At 73.0% G+C, this 15,909-nt stretch carries 12 protein-coding genes; 8 read left to right on the top strand and 4 right to left on the bottom strand.

Going from position 1 to position 15,909, the window contains the following annotated elements; translation table 11 throughout:
* The first annotated feature begins 227 nt into the window (after positions 1-227).
* The 6 genes from scy to AC3AGO_RS12415 all read left to right on the top strand — a co-directional run bounded on the left by scy (position 228) and on the right by AC3AGO_RS12415 (position 9,113).
* Positions 228-3,842 (top strand): polarized growth protein Scy, encoded by a 3,615-nt coding sequence (gene scy, locus AC3AGO_RS12390; protein WP_487820225.1) that lies wholly within the window; start codon positions 228-230, stop codon positions 3,840-3,842.
* Positions 3,843-3,966: 124 nt separating this feature from the next.
* Entirely contained in the window at positions 3,967-4,929 is a 963-nt protein-coding gene (locus AC3AGO_RS12395) for a cellulose-binding protein (protein WP_487820226.1), read from the top strand.
* A 172-nt stretch (positions 4,930-5,101) separates the two neighbouring features.
* Entirely contained in the window at positions 5,102-6,127 is a 1,026-nt protein-coding gene (locus AC3AGO_RS12400; protein WP_487820227.1) for an ABC transporter ATP-binding protein, read from the top strand.
* A 3-nt stretch (positions 6,128-6,130) separates the two neighbouring features.
* Positions 6,131-6,901, top strand: coding sequence for an ABC transporter permease (locus AC3AGO_RS12405; protein ID WP_487820228.1), 771 nt, complete (start codon positions 6,131-6,133; stop codon positions 6,899-6,901).
* A gap of 134 nt (positions 6,902-7,035) precedes the next feature.
* The gene (locus AC3AGO_RS12410) at positions 7,036-8,259 is read left to right on the top strand and encodes an ABC transporter ATP-binding protein (protein ID WP_487820229.1); all 1,224 of its coding nucleotides are present in this window, start codon (positions 7,036-7,038) and stop codon (positions 8,257-8,259) included.
* On the top strand, positions 8,256-9,113 hold the full coding sequence (locus AC3AGO_RS12415) for an ABC transporter permease (RefSeq protein WP_487820230.1): 858 nt from the start codon (positions 8,256-8,258) through the stop codon (positions 9,111-9,113). The genes AC3AGO_RS12410 and AC3AGO_RS12415 overlap by 4 nt, the downstream gene beginning before the upstream one ends.
* 43 nt (positions 9,114-9,156) lie before the next feature.
* On the opposite strand, the gene AC3AGO_RS12420 is transcribed toward AC3AGO_RS12415, so the two are convergent.
* Complete coding sequence (locus AC3AGO_RS12420; protein WP_487820231.1) at positions 9,157-9,501, bottom strand: ATP/GTP-binding protein; 345 nt, start codon at positions 9,499-9,501, stop codon at positions 9,157-9,159.
* A 220-nt stretch (positions 9,502-9,721) separates the two neighbouring features.
* On the opposite strand from AC3AGO_RS12420, the gene AC3AGO_RS12425 reads away from it, so the two are divergent.
* On the top strand, positions 9,722-10,789 hold the full coding sequence (locus tag AC3AGO_RS12425) for an LLM class flavin-dependent oxidoreductase (protein WP_487820232.1): 1,068 nt from the start codon (positions 9,722-9,724) through the stop codon (positions 10,787-10,789).
* An 86-nt stretch (positions 10,790-10,875) separates the two neighbouring features.
* Here the strand turns inward: AC3AGO_RS12425 and AC3AGO_RS12430 are convergent, their stop codons facing one another.
* Complete coding sequence (locus tag AC3AGO_RS12430) at positions 10,876-11,268, bottom strand: SCO5389 family protein (RefSeq protein ID WP_487820233.1); 393 nt, start codon at positions 11,266-11,268, stop codon at positions 10,876-10,878.
* A gap of 222 nt (positions 11,269-11,490) precedes the next feature.
* Between AC3AGO_RS12430 and nucS the strand changes: the two genes are divergently transcribed.
* The gene (gene nucS / locus AC3AGO_RS12435; protein WP_487820234.1) at positions 11,491-12,153 is read left to right on the top strand and encodes an endonuclease NucS; all 663 of its coding nucleotides are present in this window, start codon (positions 11,491-11,493) and stop codon (positions 12,151-12,153) included.
* A gap of 602 nt (positions 12,154-12,755) precedes the next feature.
* On the opposite strand, the gene AC3AGO_RS12440 is transcribed toward nucS, so the two are convergent.
* Both AC3AGO_RS12440 and AC3AGO_RS12445 read right to left on the bottom strand, forming a co-directional pair.
* A complete protein-coding gene (locus tag AC3AGO_RS12440) occupies positions 12,756-15,176 on the bottom strand; it encodes an ATP-binding protein (RefSeq protein WP_487820235.1) in 2,421 nt (806 codons plus the stop codon).
* A gap of 249 nt (positions 15,177-15,425) precedes the next feature.
* Positions 15,426-15,779 (bottom strand): STAS domain-containing protein, encoded by a 354-nt coding sequence (locus AC3AGO_RS12445; RefSeq protein WP_487820236.1) that lies wholly within the window; start codon positions 15,777-15,779, stop codon positions 15,426-15,428.
* Between the last annotated feature and the right edge of the window lie 130 nt (positions 15,780-15,909).

A 15,909-nucleotide genomic window follows, 5' to 3' on the forward strand; every position in this document is an offset into this window, starting at 1 on the left:
GGGCCCGTGGATCCCATCGGGCCGGTCACGTCTGCCCCTTCGGGTACATCGGGCCACTGACGTCCGCTTCCCGGCCCGGTAGAGTGGCCACTCGGCCGGGGCGGACCTTGCCTCCGGGGAGGGTTCCGGGCAGGAGGCTCGGTCCATGTTCCGCCGATGATCTGACACCATTTCCACGATGGGTCAGTTCACCTTCACCACGACCAGGGGACGGATGGGACCGCGCAGTGCGGGGCTACGACCGCTACGAGGCTGACGACCACCTCTCGCAGTTCGAGGCCGAGATGGAGCGGCTGAAGAAAGAGCGGGAGAAGGCTGTACAGCACGCCGAAGACCTCGGCTATCAGGTCGAAGTGCTGCGTGCCAAGCTGCACGAGGCGCGCCGCACCCTTGCCACGCGCCCGGCGGGGTACGACACCCTGTCGCAGCAGGCAGAGCAGCTTCTGCGCAATGCGCAGATGCAGGCCGACCAGATGCGCGCCGACGCGGAGCGCGAGCTGCGCGACGCGCGTGCCCGCACGCAGCAGCTGCTGCAGGAGCAGGCCGAGCGGCAGTCGCGCCTGGAGTCCGAGCTGCACGCCGAGGCCGTACGCCGCAGGCAGCAGCTCGACCAGGAGCTGGCCGAGCGCCGTTCCAGCGTCGAGACGCACGTCAACGAGAACGTCTCCTGGGCCGAACAGCTGCGCGCGCGCACCGAGCAGCAGGCGCACCGGCTCATGGAGGACACCCGTACCGAGGCCGACCAGGCGCTGGCGGACGCGCGGGCCGAGGCGCAGCGGCTGACCGAGGAGGCCCGCACCCGGCTCAGCAGCGAGGCGGAGAACGCCCGCGCCGAGGCCGAGGCGATCATGCGCCGGGCCCGCAGCGACGCGGAGCGGCTGCTGAACGCCGCCTCCACGCAGGCCCAGGAGGCCACCGACCACGCGGAGGAGCTGCGCGCCTCCACCACCTCCGAGTCCGAGACGTCCCGGCGCGAGGCGGCGGACCTGGTCCGCAAGGCCGAGCAGCGGATGCAGGAGGCCGAGGCGGCACTGCGCGAGGCCCGTACCGAGGCCGAGCAGAAGATGTCGGAGGCCGAGGAGGCCGCCTCCAAGCGCCTGTCGGACGCCGAGTCGGAGAACGAGCAGCGCACCCGCACCGCCAAGGGCGAGGTCGCGCGGATGGTCAGCGAGGCCACCAAGGAGTCCGAGGCGATCAAGGCCGACGCCGAGCAGCTGCGCGAGGACGCGCGCGCGGAGGCGGAGCGGCTGGTCGCGGAGGCCAAGGAGGAGGCCCGCGCCAAGACGGCCGAGGAGTCGGCGAATCAGCTCGCCGAGGCGGCCCGTACCGCGGAGGACGTGCTCAACAAGGCGTCCGAGGAGGCCCAGGCCACCACGAAGGCCGCCGGCGACGAGGCCGAACGGCTCCGCAAGGAGGCCGAGGAGGAGGCCGACCGGCTGCGCAGCGAGGCCCACGATGTGGCCGAGCAGCTGAAGGGTGCCGCGAAGGACGACACCAAGGAGTACCGCGAGAAGACCGTCGAACTCCAGGAGGAGGCACGGCGGTTGCGCGGCGAGGCCGAGCAGCTGCGGGCCGAGGCCGTCGAGGAGGGCGAGAAGATCCGCGGCGAGGCCCGCCGCGAGGCAGTCCAGAAGGTCGAGGAGGCCGCGAGCCGCGCCGAGGAGCTGCTGGCGAAGGCCAAGTCGGACGCCGAGGAGACCCGTACCGACGCGGCCAACGAGAGCGAGCGCGTCCGTACGGAGGCGATCGAGCGGGCCACGGCGCTGCGCACCCAGGCCGAGGAGGCGCTGGAGCGGGCGCGCGCCGAGGCGGAGGAGCTGCGGAGCTCGGCCGAGGAGCAGGCCGGGCAGACCCGCGCGGACGCCGACGAGGCCGGCCGCCGGGTGCGCGAGGAGGCCGAGGAGGCGGCGCAGGCCCGGAAGGCCGAGGCCGCCGAGGAGCTGGAGCGGCTGCACGGCGAGGCCGAGCAGAAGCTGACCGACGCCGACACCGCGGTGTCCGAGGCCCGTACGGAGTCCGAGCGGCTCCGTGAGGAGGCCAGGTCGGAGACCGAGCGGCTGCGCACCGAGTCCGCCGAGCGGATCCGTACGCTGCAGCAGCAGGCCGAGGAAGAGGCCGAGCGGCTGCGCACGGAGGCCGCCTCGGAGGCGTCCGAGACCCGCGCCGAGGGCGAGAACTACGTCGTCCAGCTGCGCAGCGAGGCCGCGGCGGAGGCGGAGCGGCTGCGCTCCGAGGCGCAGGAGACCGCGGACCGGGTGCGGTCCGAGGCGAACGCGGCGGCGGAGCGCACCAACGCCGAGGCGGCGCAGGCCCTTTCGGCCGCGCAGGAGGAGGCCGCGCGGCGGCACCGGGAGGCCGAGGAGGCCCTGGCGTCGGCCCGCGACGAGGCGCACCAGGAGCGCACCGCGGCGCGCGAGCAGAGCGAGGAGCTGCTGGCGTCGGCGCGGCAGCGGGTCGAGGAGGCGCAGGCCGAGGCGGAGCGTCTGGTCGAGGACGCCGAACGGCGCGCGGCGGAGCTGGTGTCGGCGGCCGAGGAGACCGCGCAGCAGGTGCGCGACTCGGTGGCCGGGCTGCACGAGCAGGCCGAGGCGGAGATCGCGGAGCAGCGGGCGGCCGCCGAGCGGGAGGCCGCGGAGACCCGGTCCACCGCCGAGCAGGAGGCGGCGGACCTGCGCGGCCGCGCCCGCGAGGAGACGGACGCCGCGAAGGCGCTCGCGGAGCGCACCGTCGCGGAGGCGCTGGAGGAGGCCGAGCGGTCCCGCGCGGAGTCCGAACAGCTGCGCGGCGAGGCCTCCTCCGAGGCCGAGCAGTGGCGTACGGAGGCGCAGCAGGAGTCCGAGCGGCTGCGGACCGAGGCGCAGCAGGAGTCGGAGCGCTGGCGCGGCGAGGCGCGCGACGAGTCGGAGCGGGTCCGCGCCGAGGCGCACCGCGAGTCGGAGCAGCTGCGGGCCGACGCGCAGCAGGAGTCGGAGCGGGTCCGTACCGAGGCGCGCGAGGAGTCCGACCGGCTGCTGGACGAGGCCCGCGAGGCGGCGTCGAAGAAACGCAGCGAGGCGGCCGAGCAGGCGGACCAGTTGCTGACATCCGCTCAGGAGGAGGCGCTGCGCGCGCAGACCGCCGCCGAGGAGCAGGCGGACTCGATGGTCGGCGCGGCCCGTACGGAGTCCGAGCGGCTGGTGTCCGAGGCGCGCGACGAGAGCCGGGAGCTGGTCGAGCAGGCGCGGTCCGACTCCAACACCATGCTGGAGGAGGCGCGCAGCGACGCGTCGGCGATAAGGGAGCGCGCGGAGGAGCTGCGCGCCCGTATCGAGGGCGAGGTCGAGGAGCTGCACGAGCGGGCCCGCAAGGAGTCGGCCGAGGCGATGCAGAACGCCGGCGAGCGGTGCGACCAGCTGGTCAAGGCGGCGGAGGAGCAGCTGCGGGAGGCCGAGGAGAAGGCCACCGAGCTGGTGAACGAGGCGAACGCGGAGGCGGGCAAGGTCCGTATCGCGGCGGTGAAGAAGGCCGAGGGGCTGCTCAAGGAGGCCGAGCAGAAGAAGGCCGGGATGCTCAGCGAGGCGGACCGGACGCGCAAGGACGCCGAGGAGGCAGCGCGGGAGACGGTGGAGTCCGGGCAGCGTGAACTCGACCTGCTGGTACGCCGGCAGGAGGACATCAATGCCGAAATCTCCCGTGTCCAGGACGTCTTGGAAGCGTTGGAGTCCTTTGAAACGCCTTCCGGCGGGGCAGGCGGTACCGGCGGCGGCAAGAAGGGTGGTGCCGACAACGGGTCAGGCGGCGGCGTCAAGGCGGGAGTTGGAGCAGGTACGACTCGTACGGGTGGCAAGGACTCCGCGAGTTAGCCACTCGATCGAGCGAGCATTCTGCACAGCAAACCCGCAATGACTCGATGCCACGCCGTTCAGGCCCCTAGGATTCCCCCTATCACCCCCGTCTGACACACCCGGCTGACTCGACAGGAACCTCATGAGCGACACTTCCTCCCCCTACGGCTTCGAGCTCGTGCGGCGTGGTTACGACCGCGGTCAGGTGGACGACCGCATCGCGAAGCTCGTTGCCGACCGTGACAGCGCACTGGCCCGGATCACATCTCTGGAAAAGCGCATCGAGGAGCTCCACCTCGAGACGCAGAACGCCCAGGCCCAGGTGAACGACGCGGAGCCGTCGTACGCAGGTCTGGGAGCACGTGTCGAGAAGATCCTCCGCCTCGCCGAGGAGGAGGCCAAGGACCTGCGCGAGGAGGCCCGCCGGGCCGCCGAGCAGCACCGCGAGCTCGCCGAGGGCTCCGCACAGCAGGTCAGGAACGACGCCGAGGCGTTCGCTTCCGAGCGGAAGGCGAAGGCCGAGGACGAGGGCGCGCGCATCGTCGAGAAGGCGAAGGGCGAGGCAGCCACCCTGCGTTCGGAGGCGGAGAAGGACGCCCAGTCCAAGCGCGAGGAGGCCGACTCCCTCTTCGAGGACACCCGCGCCAAGGCGGCCCAGGCCGCCGCCGACTTCGAGACCAACCTCGCCAAGCGGCGGGAGCAGTCGGAGCGCGATCTGGCCTCGCGGCAGGCGAAGGCCGAGAAGCGGCTCGCGGAGATCGAGCACCGTGCGGAGCAGCTGCGCCTGGAGGCGGAGAAGCTGCGTACGGACGCGGAGCGCCGTGCCCGGCAGACGGTGGAGACCGCGCAGCGGCAGGCCGAGGACATCGTCGCCGACGCGAATGCGAAGGCCGACCGGGTCCGCAGCGAGTCGGAGCGCGAGCTGGCGGCCCTCACCAACCGCCGGGACAGCATCAACGCCCAGCTGACCAACGTCCGCGAGATGCTGGCCACGCTGACCGGTGCGGCGGCCGCGGCCGGCGCGGGCGGCGAGGAAGGTGCGGCAGCACCGGCGGCCGGCGGCGAAGAGGCCACGCGCGGGGTGCCCGCGCAGCAGTCCCGCTGACGCGCGGACCGTTCCGGCGGAAGGGCCGCAGACGTTTTCGTACGCACTGAGCTGCGTGGGCGTCTGCGGCCCTTCGCATGCTCGGCTTCGCGCAGTTCCCCGCGCCCCTGTCGGCGCGCACCCCCTGTCGGCCCGACTGGCAGGGGGCGTTTTGTCCGCTTAGCGTCGCGGCATGATCGAGCTGCACGGCCTGACGAAGCGGTACGGCGAGAAGACCGCCGTCGACGGTCTCACCTTCACTGTGCGGCCCGGCATCGTCACCGGGTTCCTGGGGCCCAACGGCGCCGGCAAGTCCACGACCATGCGGATGATGCTGGGCCTGGACAGGCCGACGAGCGGCGATGTCCGTATCGACGGCCAGCACTACGACCACCTGCGGAATCCGCTGCACTCCATCGGGGCGCTGCTGGAGGCGAAGGCCGTGCACCCGGGCCGCAGCGCCTACCACCATCTGCTGTGCATGGCGCAGTCCAACGGCATTCCGCGCCGTCGCATCGGCGAAGTGCTCGATCTGGTGGGGCTCACCCGCGTCGCGAGGAAACGCCCGAAGGGCTTCTCGCTCGGCATGGGCCAGCGGCTCGGCATCGCCGCCGCACTGCTCGGCGACCCGCGGATCCTGATGTTCGACGAGCCGGTGAACGGCCTCGACCCGGAGGGCATCCACTGGATCCGTACGCTGATGCAACAGCTCGCCGCCGAGGGCCGCACGGTCTTCGTGTCCTCGCACCTGATGAGCGAAATGGCGCTCACCGCCGAGCATTTGGTGGTCATCGGTCAGGGCCGGCTCCTCGCCGACACCTCGATGGCCGACTTCATCGCCGCCAACTCCCGTACGTACGTGCGCGTCCGGACTCCGCAGCCCGACGGCATGCGCGAGGCGCTGCGCCGGGAGGGGGTCACCCCGGTCACGGTCGGCGAGACCACTCTGGAGGTGGAGGACGTTCCCGCGGCCCGGCTCGGTGAGCTGGCGGCCCGGAACGGGGTCGTCCTGCACGAGCTCAGCCCTCAACAGGCCTCCCTGGAAGAGGCGTTCATGCAGCTGACAGCGGAGTCCGTGGAGTATCACGCGCACACGGCCCCGCAGCAGGGCCCGGCCGCCGCAGGGGCCACGGAGGGCAGCACGCCGGCGGGCGGCGGGCCCGGAGGCGGCGCCGGCGCCTGGGGCGAGGGCTGGAACAAGGGCCGGAAGGGGCACTGAACGATGGCGCACGCGACGCGGGTTCTGCAGTCGGAGTGGACCAAGGTCCGCACCGTACGCTCCACTCCCTGGACGCTGCTCACGGCGGTCGTGGTGACGGCCGGACTGGCGGCGCTGATCTGCTTCTTCACCGAGTCCCAGGTCGAGAAGATGCACGCGGCGCAGCGGCTCACCTTCGACCCGACCTTCACCAGTTTCGCCGGCATGGGGATCGGGCAGCTGGCGATGATCGCCTTCGGTGTCATGTCCGTCTCGGCGGAGTACAGCACCGGCATGATCCGCACGTCGTTGGCGGCGGTGCCGCAGCGCGGCACGTTCATGGCCAGCAAGATCATCGTGACCGGGCTGCTGGTCCTGGTCGTCGGCCTGATCACCAGCTTCGCCAGCTTCTTCGCCGGGCAGGCGATGCTCGGCGACTTCGGGGCCTCGCTCGGTGATCCGGGCGTGCTGCGCGCGGTGTTCGGCGGCGGCCTCTACATGGCGCTGATCGCCCTGTTCTCCATGGGCGTCGCCTTCATCCTGCGCAGCCCGCTGCTGACGCTGGCGATCCTGATGCCGTTCTTCTTCCTGGTGTCCACGATCCTGAACAACGTGGACGCCACCAAGAAGGTCGCCCAGTATCTGCCGGACCAGGCGGGCACCACCGTGATGGCCGTGCTGCCGCAGTCCCTGAACCGCCCGTACGGGCCGTGGGAGGGGCTGCTGATCATGGTGGGCTGGGCGGTGCTGGCGCTCGCCGTCGGGTACGCCGTGCTGAAGCGGCGCGACGCCTGACCCCTCCCGCATCACCGTCCCCACTGGATGTCGGGCGCCCCATGGAACCAATTCCGCACCTCGTCACCTCCTAGGCGGTGTAAGGGGGAACGCGTCACCGAACGCAACCCCGACCTGCGTTCAGGGGCGAGGGAATGATCGAGGCGCACGGCCTCACGAAGCGCTACGGCGCGAAGACGGCCGTCCACAACCTGACCTTCCAGGTACGGCCGGGAACCGTGACCGGGTTCCTGGGCCCGAACGGATCCGGCAAATCGACGACCATGCGGATGATCCTCGGGCTGGACGCCCCCACAGAGGGCAACGTGACCATCGACGGCCGCCCGTACCGTCAACTGCCCAACGCGCCACGCCAGGTGGGCGCCCTGCTGGATGCCAAGGCCATTCACGGCGGCCGGTCGGCGCGCAGCCATCTGCTGTCGCTGGCGCAGCTCGCGGGCATCCCGTCGCGGCGGGTGGACGAGGTGCTGGGCATCGTCGGACTGCACGAGGTCGCCAAGAAGCGCTCCAAGGGCTTCTCGCTCGGCATGGGCCAGCGGCTCGGCATCGCCGCCGCACTGCTCGGCGACCCGCGGGTGCTGCTCTTCGACGAGCCGGTGAACGGGCTCGACCCGGAGGGCATCCTCTGGGTCCGGAACCTCATGAAGGCGCTGGCGGCCGAGGGGCGGACGGTCTTCGTCTCCTCGCACCTGATGAGTGAAATGGCCCAGACCGCCGAGCACTTGATCGTGATCGGGCGCGGGCAGCTGATGGCGGACACCTCGGTACGGGAGTTCATCGAGCAGAACTCCGTGGGCTTCGCCCGGGTCCGCACCCCGGACACCGAGCCGGAGCAGCGGGAGAAGCTGGTCTCCGCCGTACAGGAGGCGGGCGGCCGGGCGCAGCCGGAGGAGGACGGCGCGCTCCGCGTCTCCGGGCTGCCGCTGCCGCGCATCAGCGACCTGGCGCACGGCGCCGACGTACGGCTGTGGGAACTGTCGCCGCATCAGGCCTCTTTGGAGGAGGCGTACATGCGGCTCACGCAGGGAGCGGTCGACTACCGCTCGGCCGGCGGTCCCGGAGCGGCCGGGCCGGAGCAACAGCTGTGGCAGCCGCCCGGGCAGGGGCAGCCAGGGCCCGGCTTCCCCCTGCAGCCGGGGCAGCCGGTGCCGGGACAGGTGCCGGGAGCCGTACCGCCCGGGGCCGTGCCGCCGGGGCCCGGGGGCGCGTTCGGGCCGGCGCCTGCCGGACAACCCCCGGGGCAGATGCCACCGGCACCGCAGCCGCCGCAGGGCGCTCCCCCGTACGGCGCGCCGCCGCAGGCCGCTCAGCCGCAGACCGCACAGCCCGCCGACCGCACTGACGAGGACGCCCGATGACGACGCCGCACCACGCGCCGCCGCCCCCGCACGCCGCGGCCCCCGGCCCTGCCCCCGTTCCCGTGCCGCCGCCCGCGCCGGGCGGCTCCGCGCACTTCGGCCACGCCATGCTGTCCGAGTGGACCAAGATCCGCTCGGTGCGCTCCACGGTGTGGACGCTCGGCGTGATGCTCGCCGTCGTCATCGGCGTCGGACTGCTGATCACGTCGGCGATGAGCGGTACGGACACCACCGGTCTTCCGGTGCTCTCCCCCGGCCTGTTCGGGCTGATGCTGGGCCAGATCTGCGTGATCACGCTCGGCGTCCTGGTGATCAGCTCCGAGTACGGCACCGGCATGATCCGTACGACCGTCACGGCCTGCCCGCAACGGGCGCGGGTGCTGCTCGCGAAGGCCACGGTCTTCTTCCTGCTGGCCTTCGTGATGACGACGGCCGCCTGCACCGTCACCGCGCTCGTCAACTCCGCGATGCTGGGCGGCGGCGGCAAGGGGGAGCCGGATTCCGACCAGTGGCTCGGCGCCACCGTCGGCGCCGGCCTGTACGTGGCGCTGCTCGGTCTGCTGTCGCTGGCCGTCGGGGCGCTGCTGCGGCACTCGGCCGGGGCGATCACCACGATGATGGGCGTGCTGCTGCTGCCGATCGTGATGTCGATGGTGATGATCACCGAGTCCCTGCAGCCGGTCCGCGAGAAGATCATGGAGTACTCGCCGCTCAACGGCCTCGCCTCGCTCTACCGGCTGCCGATGAGCCAGGACATCCACGCGACCGGCTGGCCCCTGCTCGGCATTCTCGCCGCCGTCACGGCGGTCGCTCTCGGGGCGGCCGTCGCACTGCTCCACCAGCGCGACGTATGACGCCGACGTATGACCCCGGCGTAGCGCCGGTCGGTCAACTCGCTCAGTAGCGCGGGGCGTTGCGGGATCGCTGGAGCCGTGCGCCCCGGCGGTCCCGCGCGGTCCAGCACGCCTTGTGCCAGTGCCGTCTGTCGTCGCCGTCGCCGTCGCGCAGCCAGGCCGCCACATGCGCCACACCGGGCGGGATCTCCTGGTCACAGCCGGGGCAGCGGTAGTGCTTGGTGGCCGCGCCGCCGCTGATCTGCCGGACGGACCACTCCTCGCCGCGCCACTCCTCGGAGCGCTCCAGGCCGAACCGGGCCGGGCGTTCGTCCGCGCCGCCCTGGCGGGACGCGGCCGAACGGGATGAAGCGGCACCGCCTCGCGGGCGGTTACGACGCGGGGACACTGGGCACCTCGTGAAGTCGGCTACGTGCGGTCCGGCAGAGCGGCCGATGGCGTATCCAGCCTACGCATTCACCGATCACCCGCTCACGACCGTCCACAAGCGAATCCCACTATCCGTTTCATCGGAAGAGTGCACCGTCTTGCCGTGCCCTTGGCACGTGTCAGACGTTATTGCCTGTAGGGGGAGGTTCTGAGCCGGGCACGAGGAGGGGGAAAGGACCATGCGAGTCGGAGTTTTCGTCCTGTCCGCGCAGTTCCCGGGGCAGGGCCAGGGGGAGCCGCTGCACCGCGCCGTCCGTACGGCGGAGGTGGCCGAGGAGTCGGGCCTCGACGCGGTCTGGCTGGCAGAGCACCACTTCGTGCCGTACGGCGTGTGCCCGTCGGCCGTCACACTGGCCGGGCTGCTGCTCGGCCGCACCCGCAGGATCGGCGTCGGCACGGCCGTGAGCGTGCTGCCCAACGCCCACCCCGTCGCCCTCGGCGAGCAGACCGCGCTGCTGCACCTCACCTCGGGCGGCCGGTTCACGCTCGGCGTGGGACGCGGCGGCCCGTGGGTCGACCTGGAGGTCTTCGGCGGAGGCCTGGAGGCGTACGAGAAGGGCTTCCCGGAGTCACTGGACCTGCTGCTGCGCTGGCTGCGCGAGCCGCGGGTCGGCACGGACGGCGAGCAGTTCGCCTTCCGCGAGGTCGACGTGGTGCCGCGGGCCGACGAGCCCGTGACGCCCGTTCCCCAACTCCCGTCCACCGCGGCCGGCATGGAGAGCGGCCCGCCCGTCGTGGTGGCCTGCACCTCGGCCGGCTCCGTGCGGCTCGCCGCGCGGCGCGGGCTGCCGATGCTGCTCGGCATGCACTGCGGCGACGAGGAGAAGGCCGAAGTCGTCGCCCTGTGGCGGCGCGAGGCACAGGCCGCGGGGCACAGCGCGGAAACGATCGAGCAGGTGGCGGCCGAGCATGTGTCGGCCGGCGTCGCACAGATCGCCGACACGACGGCCGACGCCCGGGAGACGCTGCTGAAGGCCATGCCCGGCTGGTTCCGGCAGGGGCTCGGCGCGCACCGCACCGTCGACGGCCGGCAGCGCGCCATGCGCGATCCGTCGTCCTACACCGAACTGCTCTGTGATCTGCACCCGGTGGGCACGCCGCAGCTGTGCGCCGACCGGCTCGCGGCCACCTCGGAACGCACCGGGATCACCCGCTTCGCTCTCCTCGGCGAGGGCTCGGGCGACCTGGTCGGGACCCAGCGGAACGTCCAGCGGCTCGGCGAGGAAGTGCTGCCGCAGCTCGGCTGAGTGATTGAGCCGCGGCAGCGCGCGTCCCGGTGGAAACCCCGGCCGTCCGGGGATCCACCGGGACGCGCCACCGTCAGCGGCGGATGTCAGCAGTCGCGCAGCTCCGGCGACTGGTTGAGCAGCTGACCCCGGACCGAGGTGAAGCGCGCCAGCCGGTCATCGGACGAGGCGTCCAGCGGGAAGACCGCGACCCGATGACAGTTCTGGAATGCGAGACGCACGCCGAAGTGCCGCTCCAGGGCACCCCGTATCGCGTCACTTGCCAGGGCGCGCAGCAGCTGCCCGCGTGCCTGTTCGTCCGGAGGCGGGGTCTGATTGTCGGCGAACTCGCCTCCGTCCACCTTGAGTTGGGCCACCAGTGAGCTGACCATCTCCCATGCGAAGGGGAGGGACGTACGGACGCAGTCGACGAAGGCCGCTTCGTCGACATCGCCTCGCTCGGCCTGCTCCAGAAGGGCCGGTGAGACGTCGAGCGACATGGGTTCTCCTCTCGCGATCCCGCTCACGGGATCATCCGGACCGTACGAGGCCCCCACCGCGCGGCGTAGTCGAACGGCGACGCCCCGTCCTCTCACGGTAAGGGTGGAAGGGACTCCACTTCAGGTGAATGGACAGACACCGGCCATGGATTGGCTACCCTCGACCCGGACGTCCAGGGGCGAATCGCGTCGGCGGGCCGGTGTCCAGTAGCGTTTCCGACCATGCGTCTCGTCATCGCCCGCTGCTCCGTGGACTACGCGGGCCGGCTCACCGCCCATCTCCCCTCGGCACCCCGGCTGATCCTGGTGAAGGCCGACGGTTCGGTCTCCGTTCACGCGGACGACCGGGCCTACAAGCCGCTGAACTGGATGTCGCCGCCCTGCACGCTGAAGGAGGGCGACGACGCCAAGTGGACGGTCGAGAACAAGACCGGCGAGAAACTGATCATCCACATGGAGGAAGTCCTCCACGATTCCTCGCACGAACTGGGCGCGGACCCGGGGCTGATCAAGGATGGCGTGGAAGCGCACCTCCAGGAGCTGCTCGCCGACCGCATGGAGACCCTGGGCGACGGCTGGTCGCTGATCCGCCGCGAATACCAGACGGCCATCGGGCCCGTGGACATCCTGGGCCGGGACGCGGACGGCGCGACCGTCGCCGTCGAGATCAAGCGGCGCGGTGAGATCGACGGTGTCGAGCAGCTGACGCGCTACCTCGAACTGCTCAACCGGGACCCGCACTTGGCGCCGGTCCGCGGGGTCTTCGCGGCGCAGGAGATCAAGCCGCAGGCGCGGGTGCTGGCGGAGGACCGCGGCATCACGTGCGCGGTCCTCGACTACAACGCGCTCCGAGGCATCGACGACGACAAGCTCCGCCTCTTCTGACGGACCGCGGCGCGGGGCGGTCCGCCGAGGTGTGGGCGGCTGCGTTGGATGTGCGGCTCCGCCGCGCGGGGCGGGCACACCACCGAGGTGTGGGCGGCGGTCCGCCCAAGGGGCGGCTGCGTTGAATGTGCGGCTCCGCCGCGCGAGGCGGGCACACCTCCGAGGTGTGGGCACGCGGTCCGCCCAAGGGGCGGAACGGGTGGGCACACCGGACCGCCAGCCGCGAGGCCACGTCCCCCACGCGCCCAACGCACGCGCCGCCGTGAGGGCTTGGCCCCAGACCCGCCCCTACCCGTTTCTTCCGGGGCTCCGCCCCGGACCCCAGGCCGCGCTACGCGCGAAAGAACCGGGGCTGCCGCCCCGGACCCCACGCGGGGCTCCGCCCCTGCACCCCACCGCGCTGCGCGCGAAAGACGGGGCTGCGCCCAGACCCCGCCCCGCGGGGCGCGGGAAGAGCAACCGGGGCTGCCGCCCCGGGCCCCGCGCGGGGCTCCGCCCCTGCGCCCCGCCGCGCCGCGCGCGGGAACCGCGCGCCCTCGCGACGCGGAGGGGAAACCGGGGCTGAGCCCCGGGCCCCGTCAGCGCCCCGCGCGGAGCGTCGCTCAGGCCGGGGTCGCCGGCGTGGACGTGGAGGCCGTTGCGGAGGCCGTGCTCGTGCCGCCCGCGGCTCCCGTCGTCGTGCCCGCTGTCTTACCGCCCGTCGCTCCCGTGGACGTACCGCTCGTCGTGCCTGCGGTCTTACCGCCCGTGGACGTACCGCTCGTTGTGCCTGCGGTCTTACCGCCCGTGGACGTGTTCCCCGTGGTCGACCCTGTGGACGTGTTCCCTCCCGTGGTCGGGCCGCCGGTCGTCGGGCCGCCCGTGGTGGGACCGCCGGTCGTGGGCCCTCCTGTGGTGGGTCCTCCCGTGGTGGGCCCACCAGTTGTCGGGCCGCCCGTGGTGGGACCACCCGTCGTGGGGCCACCCGTCGTGGGACCGCCCGTACCGCCGCCGGAGCCGCCGGACGTGCCGCCGTCCCCCGGCGTGGAGCCGGAGCTGTCGTCGCCCGGGGGCGAGGCCTTTCCGTCGTCCTTGCCGGTCTCGCCGCTCTTGCCGTCCTGCCGCGGGCGGCTCGTAGCGTCCGTGAGTGCCGCTTCCCCGGAACCGGCTCCCGCGCCCGAGCCCGAACCGGCGCTCCCCGTACCGCCGTTGGTGCCGCCGTCGCCGGGACGGTCCGCCGTCAGGTCCTTGTCGTCCTTCTGCTGCGACGCCGACTGCTCCGGCTTGACCCGGTCCGAGGGGTCGTCGCCGTCGCCGGAGAGGCTGCCCAGCGTCACGACCGTACCGAGCACGGCGGCCAGCAGCGCTCCCGCGCCGGCCGCTGCGATGTTGCGGCGGGTGCCGCGCACCGCCAGCCCGCGCGGGGTCGTGGCGTCCTTCCCGTACGCCGCCGAGGAGATCAGCAACTCCGGTTCCGCCATGGGCACTCCGGCCGCCGGCGACTCCGACTCCTCGGCGGACACGGTCCCCGCGTACGCCTGCGACGGCGCGGTGGAGGGGGAGGGCGCGGGGACGTCCCCGGCCGGCTCCCCCAGCCGGTCGGCGACGAGCGCCAGGGCCCGCCGGCCCACGACGGACCCCCGCTGGTCGGCGAGCGCCTCGCGGAGCGCGAGAGCCGTCTCCAGCTCGGCCCGCGCCCGTACCGGCTCGCCGGCGCACAGCGCGAGGACGCCCGACTCGTGGTGGAAGTAGGCCTCTTCGGCGACCTCGCCGGCCGCGCTCGCCGCCTCCTGGCCGCACTGGAGCATCCGCTGCCACATGCTCCACCGCAGCGCGGCGGCCAGCACCGGCGCGGCCGTACGGGCCAGCAGCACGGCGACGCTGACGCTTCCCGCGCGGTAGGCGCCGCGGGCCGCGGCGAGCAGCGCGTCCGCTTCGGCGGCCACCCGCTCCGGCGGTACGGAGGGGTGTCCGGCCCACCAGGCGTAGTGCTGGGCGGCGGCCACGACGCGGCGGCCCGCGCCGTCCGCGTAGCCGGCGGCGGTCAGTTCGGCGGCTACGCCGGCCGCCAGCCGGTAGTGCCCGTCGACGGCGGTGACCAGCCCGGAGCCGGCGAGGTCCGCGACGGCCTCGTCCGCGCGCGGGTCGCCCACCAGGGCCGGGAGGTGTGTGTGGTGCGGGAGTTCGCCGTCGAGGGCGAGGGCGTGGCGCAATGTCTCGCGGGCGGGGGCGCCGAGCCCCGCGGCGATGAACGCGGCCAGTTCCTCGCCGGGGCCGTCGGTGAGCGCCCCCGACTGCCGCAGTACGGCGCCAGCCTGCACGAAGCGCAGCGGAAGCCCTTCCGTGCCGAACCACAAGTCGCCCGCCCAGTCCGCCTCTTCGTCGGTCAGCGGGCGCTGTACGGCGTGCTCCAGCAGTTCGAGTGCCGCCGTGCGGCTGATGCCGGGGAGGAAGACCTCCGCGACATGGGCCGCGGGCGAGGGCGCGGCCACGTCCGGGGTGGCCGACAGGAGGAACGCGCATTCCGGTGTGGCGGCGAGGAGTTCGTCGAGTGCGGCGCCGCCGAAGCCGAGGTCGTCGACGAGGACGATGGCGCCGACCGTCTCCAGCGCCTCGGCCAGCTCGTCGCGGCCCGGCCGGTACAGCGGCGCCTCGTGCACCGCCGTGTAGAGCTCGTACAGCAGGTCCTCCGGCGTGCGCCGGTAGCCGCTGAGCCGTATGAGCCCGTCCGGCGCGAGCTCCCCGACCTCGCCCGCCACGGCGTCCAGCAGGGTGCTGCGCCCGGCCCCCGAGGGGCCCGTCAGCCGTATGGAACGCCCCTGTCCCAGCAGGTCCACGAGCTGCGCGCGCTCCTCGTCCCGCTCCAGTACGGGTAACGGGTGCGCCGCGGCGGGTGTGCCGCCCGCGGGGGTGGCCGCGCGGCCGGGCGCGGGGCGCTCGTCCGGGGCCAGTTTGTCGGGCCTGCCCGGCAGTTCGCCCGGCGGGCAGGCCGCTATCTCACTGCCGTCGACCGGATTGACCGTCAGCAGGTCGCTCCCGGCCACGAGTTGGACCGTCCGCGCGAGTCCTCCGCCGGTGCCCCCCGCGGCGCTTCCCCCCGCGGGACCGCCCGGCTGCTCCGCTCCGCTGTCATCGCCGTGTTCACGCTCGTACGCGCCACCGTGCTGAACCATGGTCAATGCCCCCCAGTAACCGTATGGCGAACGGCGCGCCCGGCCCTCCTCCCCCACCGGTTCCGCCCCGTTCCCGGCTCAGTATCGCGGAGCGCCCCCTCCCGGGCTCCGCGCGATACGTCACGACTTCGTGAGAATGTGCGCTCCCGCTCCGGGCTGCCGAGGGCACACCACGCCGGATCCGCCTTCGATGGCGAGGATCCGGTGCAGCCTCGTGGCCACCAACAGCCGCTGCATCTGCGGCGGAACGCCGCGCAGCACCAGCCGCCTGCCGCAGCGTCCCGCGCGGCGGTGCGCCCCCATGATGACTCCGAGACCGGTCGCGTCCCAGGAGTCGAGCTCGGCGAGGTCCAGCACGAGGTCGCCGGCGCCGTCGTCGACTGCCGCGTGCAGGGCCGTACGGGCGTCCGCCGCGCTCCGCACGTCGAGGCGACCCCCGACGGCCAGCTCGGCGTGGTCGCCCCTGATGTGCATAACTGCTCCCCGGATGTGTGGCTGTTCTGCTGACTGTGCGGTCGATCGTCGGCTCGCTGTGCGGTCGGTCGTCAGTGTTCGGGCCGGTCGTGCTCGGGCTGTGCCTGCCGTGCGGTGCGCCGTTCGTCCG

The organism is Streptomyces sp. BL1, assembly GCF_057628045.1.

Bases quoted from the DNA above. Each gene is read 5' to 3' on its own strand.
- AC3AGO_RS12395 (WP_487820226.1), top strand. From the start codon at position 3,967: ATGAGCGACACTTCCTCCCCCTACGGCTTCGAGCTCGTGCGGCGTGGT.
- AC3AGO_RS12400 (WP_487820227.1), top strand. From the start codon at position 5,102: ATGATCGAGCTGCACGGCCTGACGAAGCGGTACGGCGAGAAGACCGCC.
- AC3AGO_RS12405 (WP_487820228.1), top strand. From the start codon at position 6,131: ATGGCGCACGCGACGCGGGTTCTGCAGTCGGAGTGGACCAAGGTCCGC.
- AC3AGO_RS12410 (WP_487820229.1), top strand. From the start codon at position 7,036: ATGATCGAGGCGCACGGCCTCACGAAGCGCTACGGCGCGAAGACGGCC.
- AC3AGO_RS12415 (WP_487820230.1), top strand. From the start codon at position 8,256: ATGACGACGCCGCACCACGCGCCGCCGCCCCCGCACGCCGCGGCCCCC.
- AC3AGO_RS12425 (WP_487820232.1), top strand. From the start codon at position 9,722: ATGCGAGTCGGAGTTTTCGTCCTGTCCGCGCAGTTCCCGGGGCAGGGC.
- AC3AGO_RS12430 (WP_487820233.1), bottom strand. From the start codon at position 11,268: ATGTCGCTCGACGTCTCACCGGCCCTTCTGGAGCAGGCCGAGCGAGGC.
- nucS (WP_487820234.1), top strand. From the start codon at position 11,491: ATGCGTCTCGTCATCGCCCGCTGCTCCGTGGACTACGCGGGCCGGCTC.
- AC3AGO_RS12445 (WP_487820236.1), bottom strand. From the start codon at position 15,779: ATGCACATCAGGGGCGACCACGCCGAGCTGGCCGTCGGGGGTCGCCTC.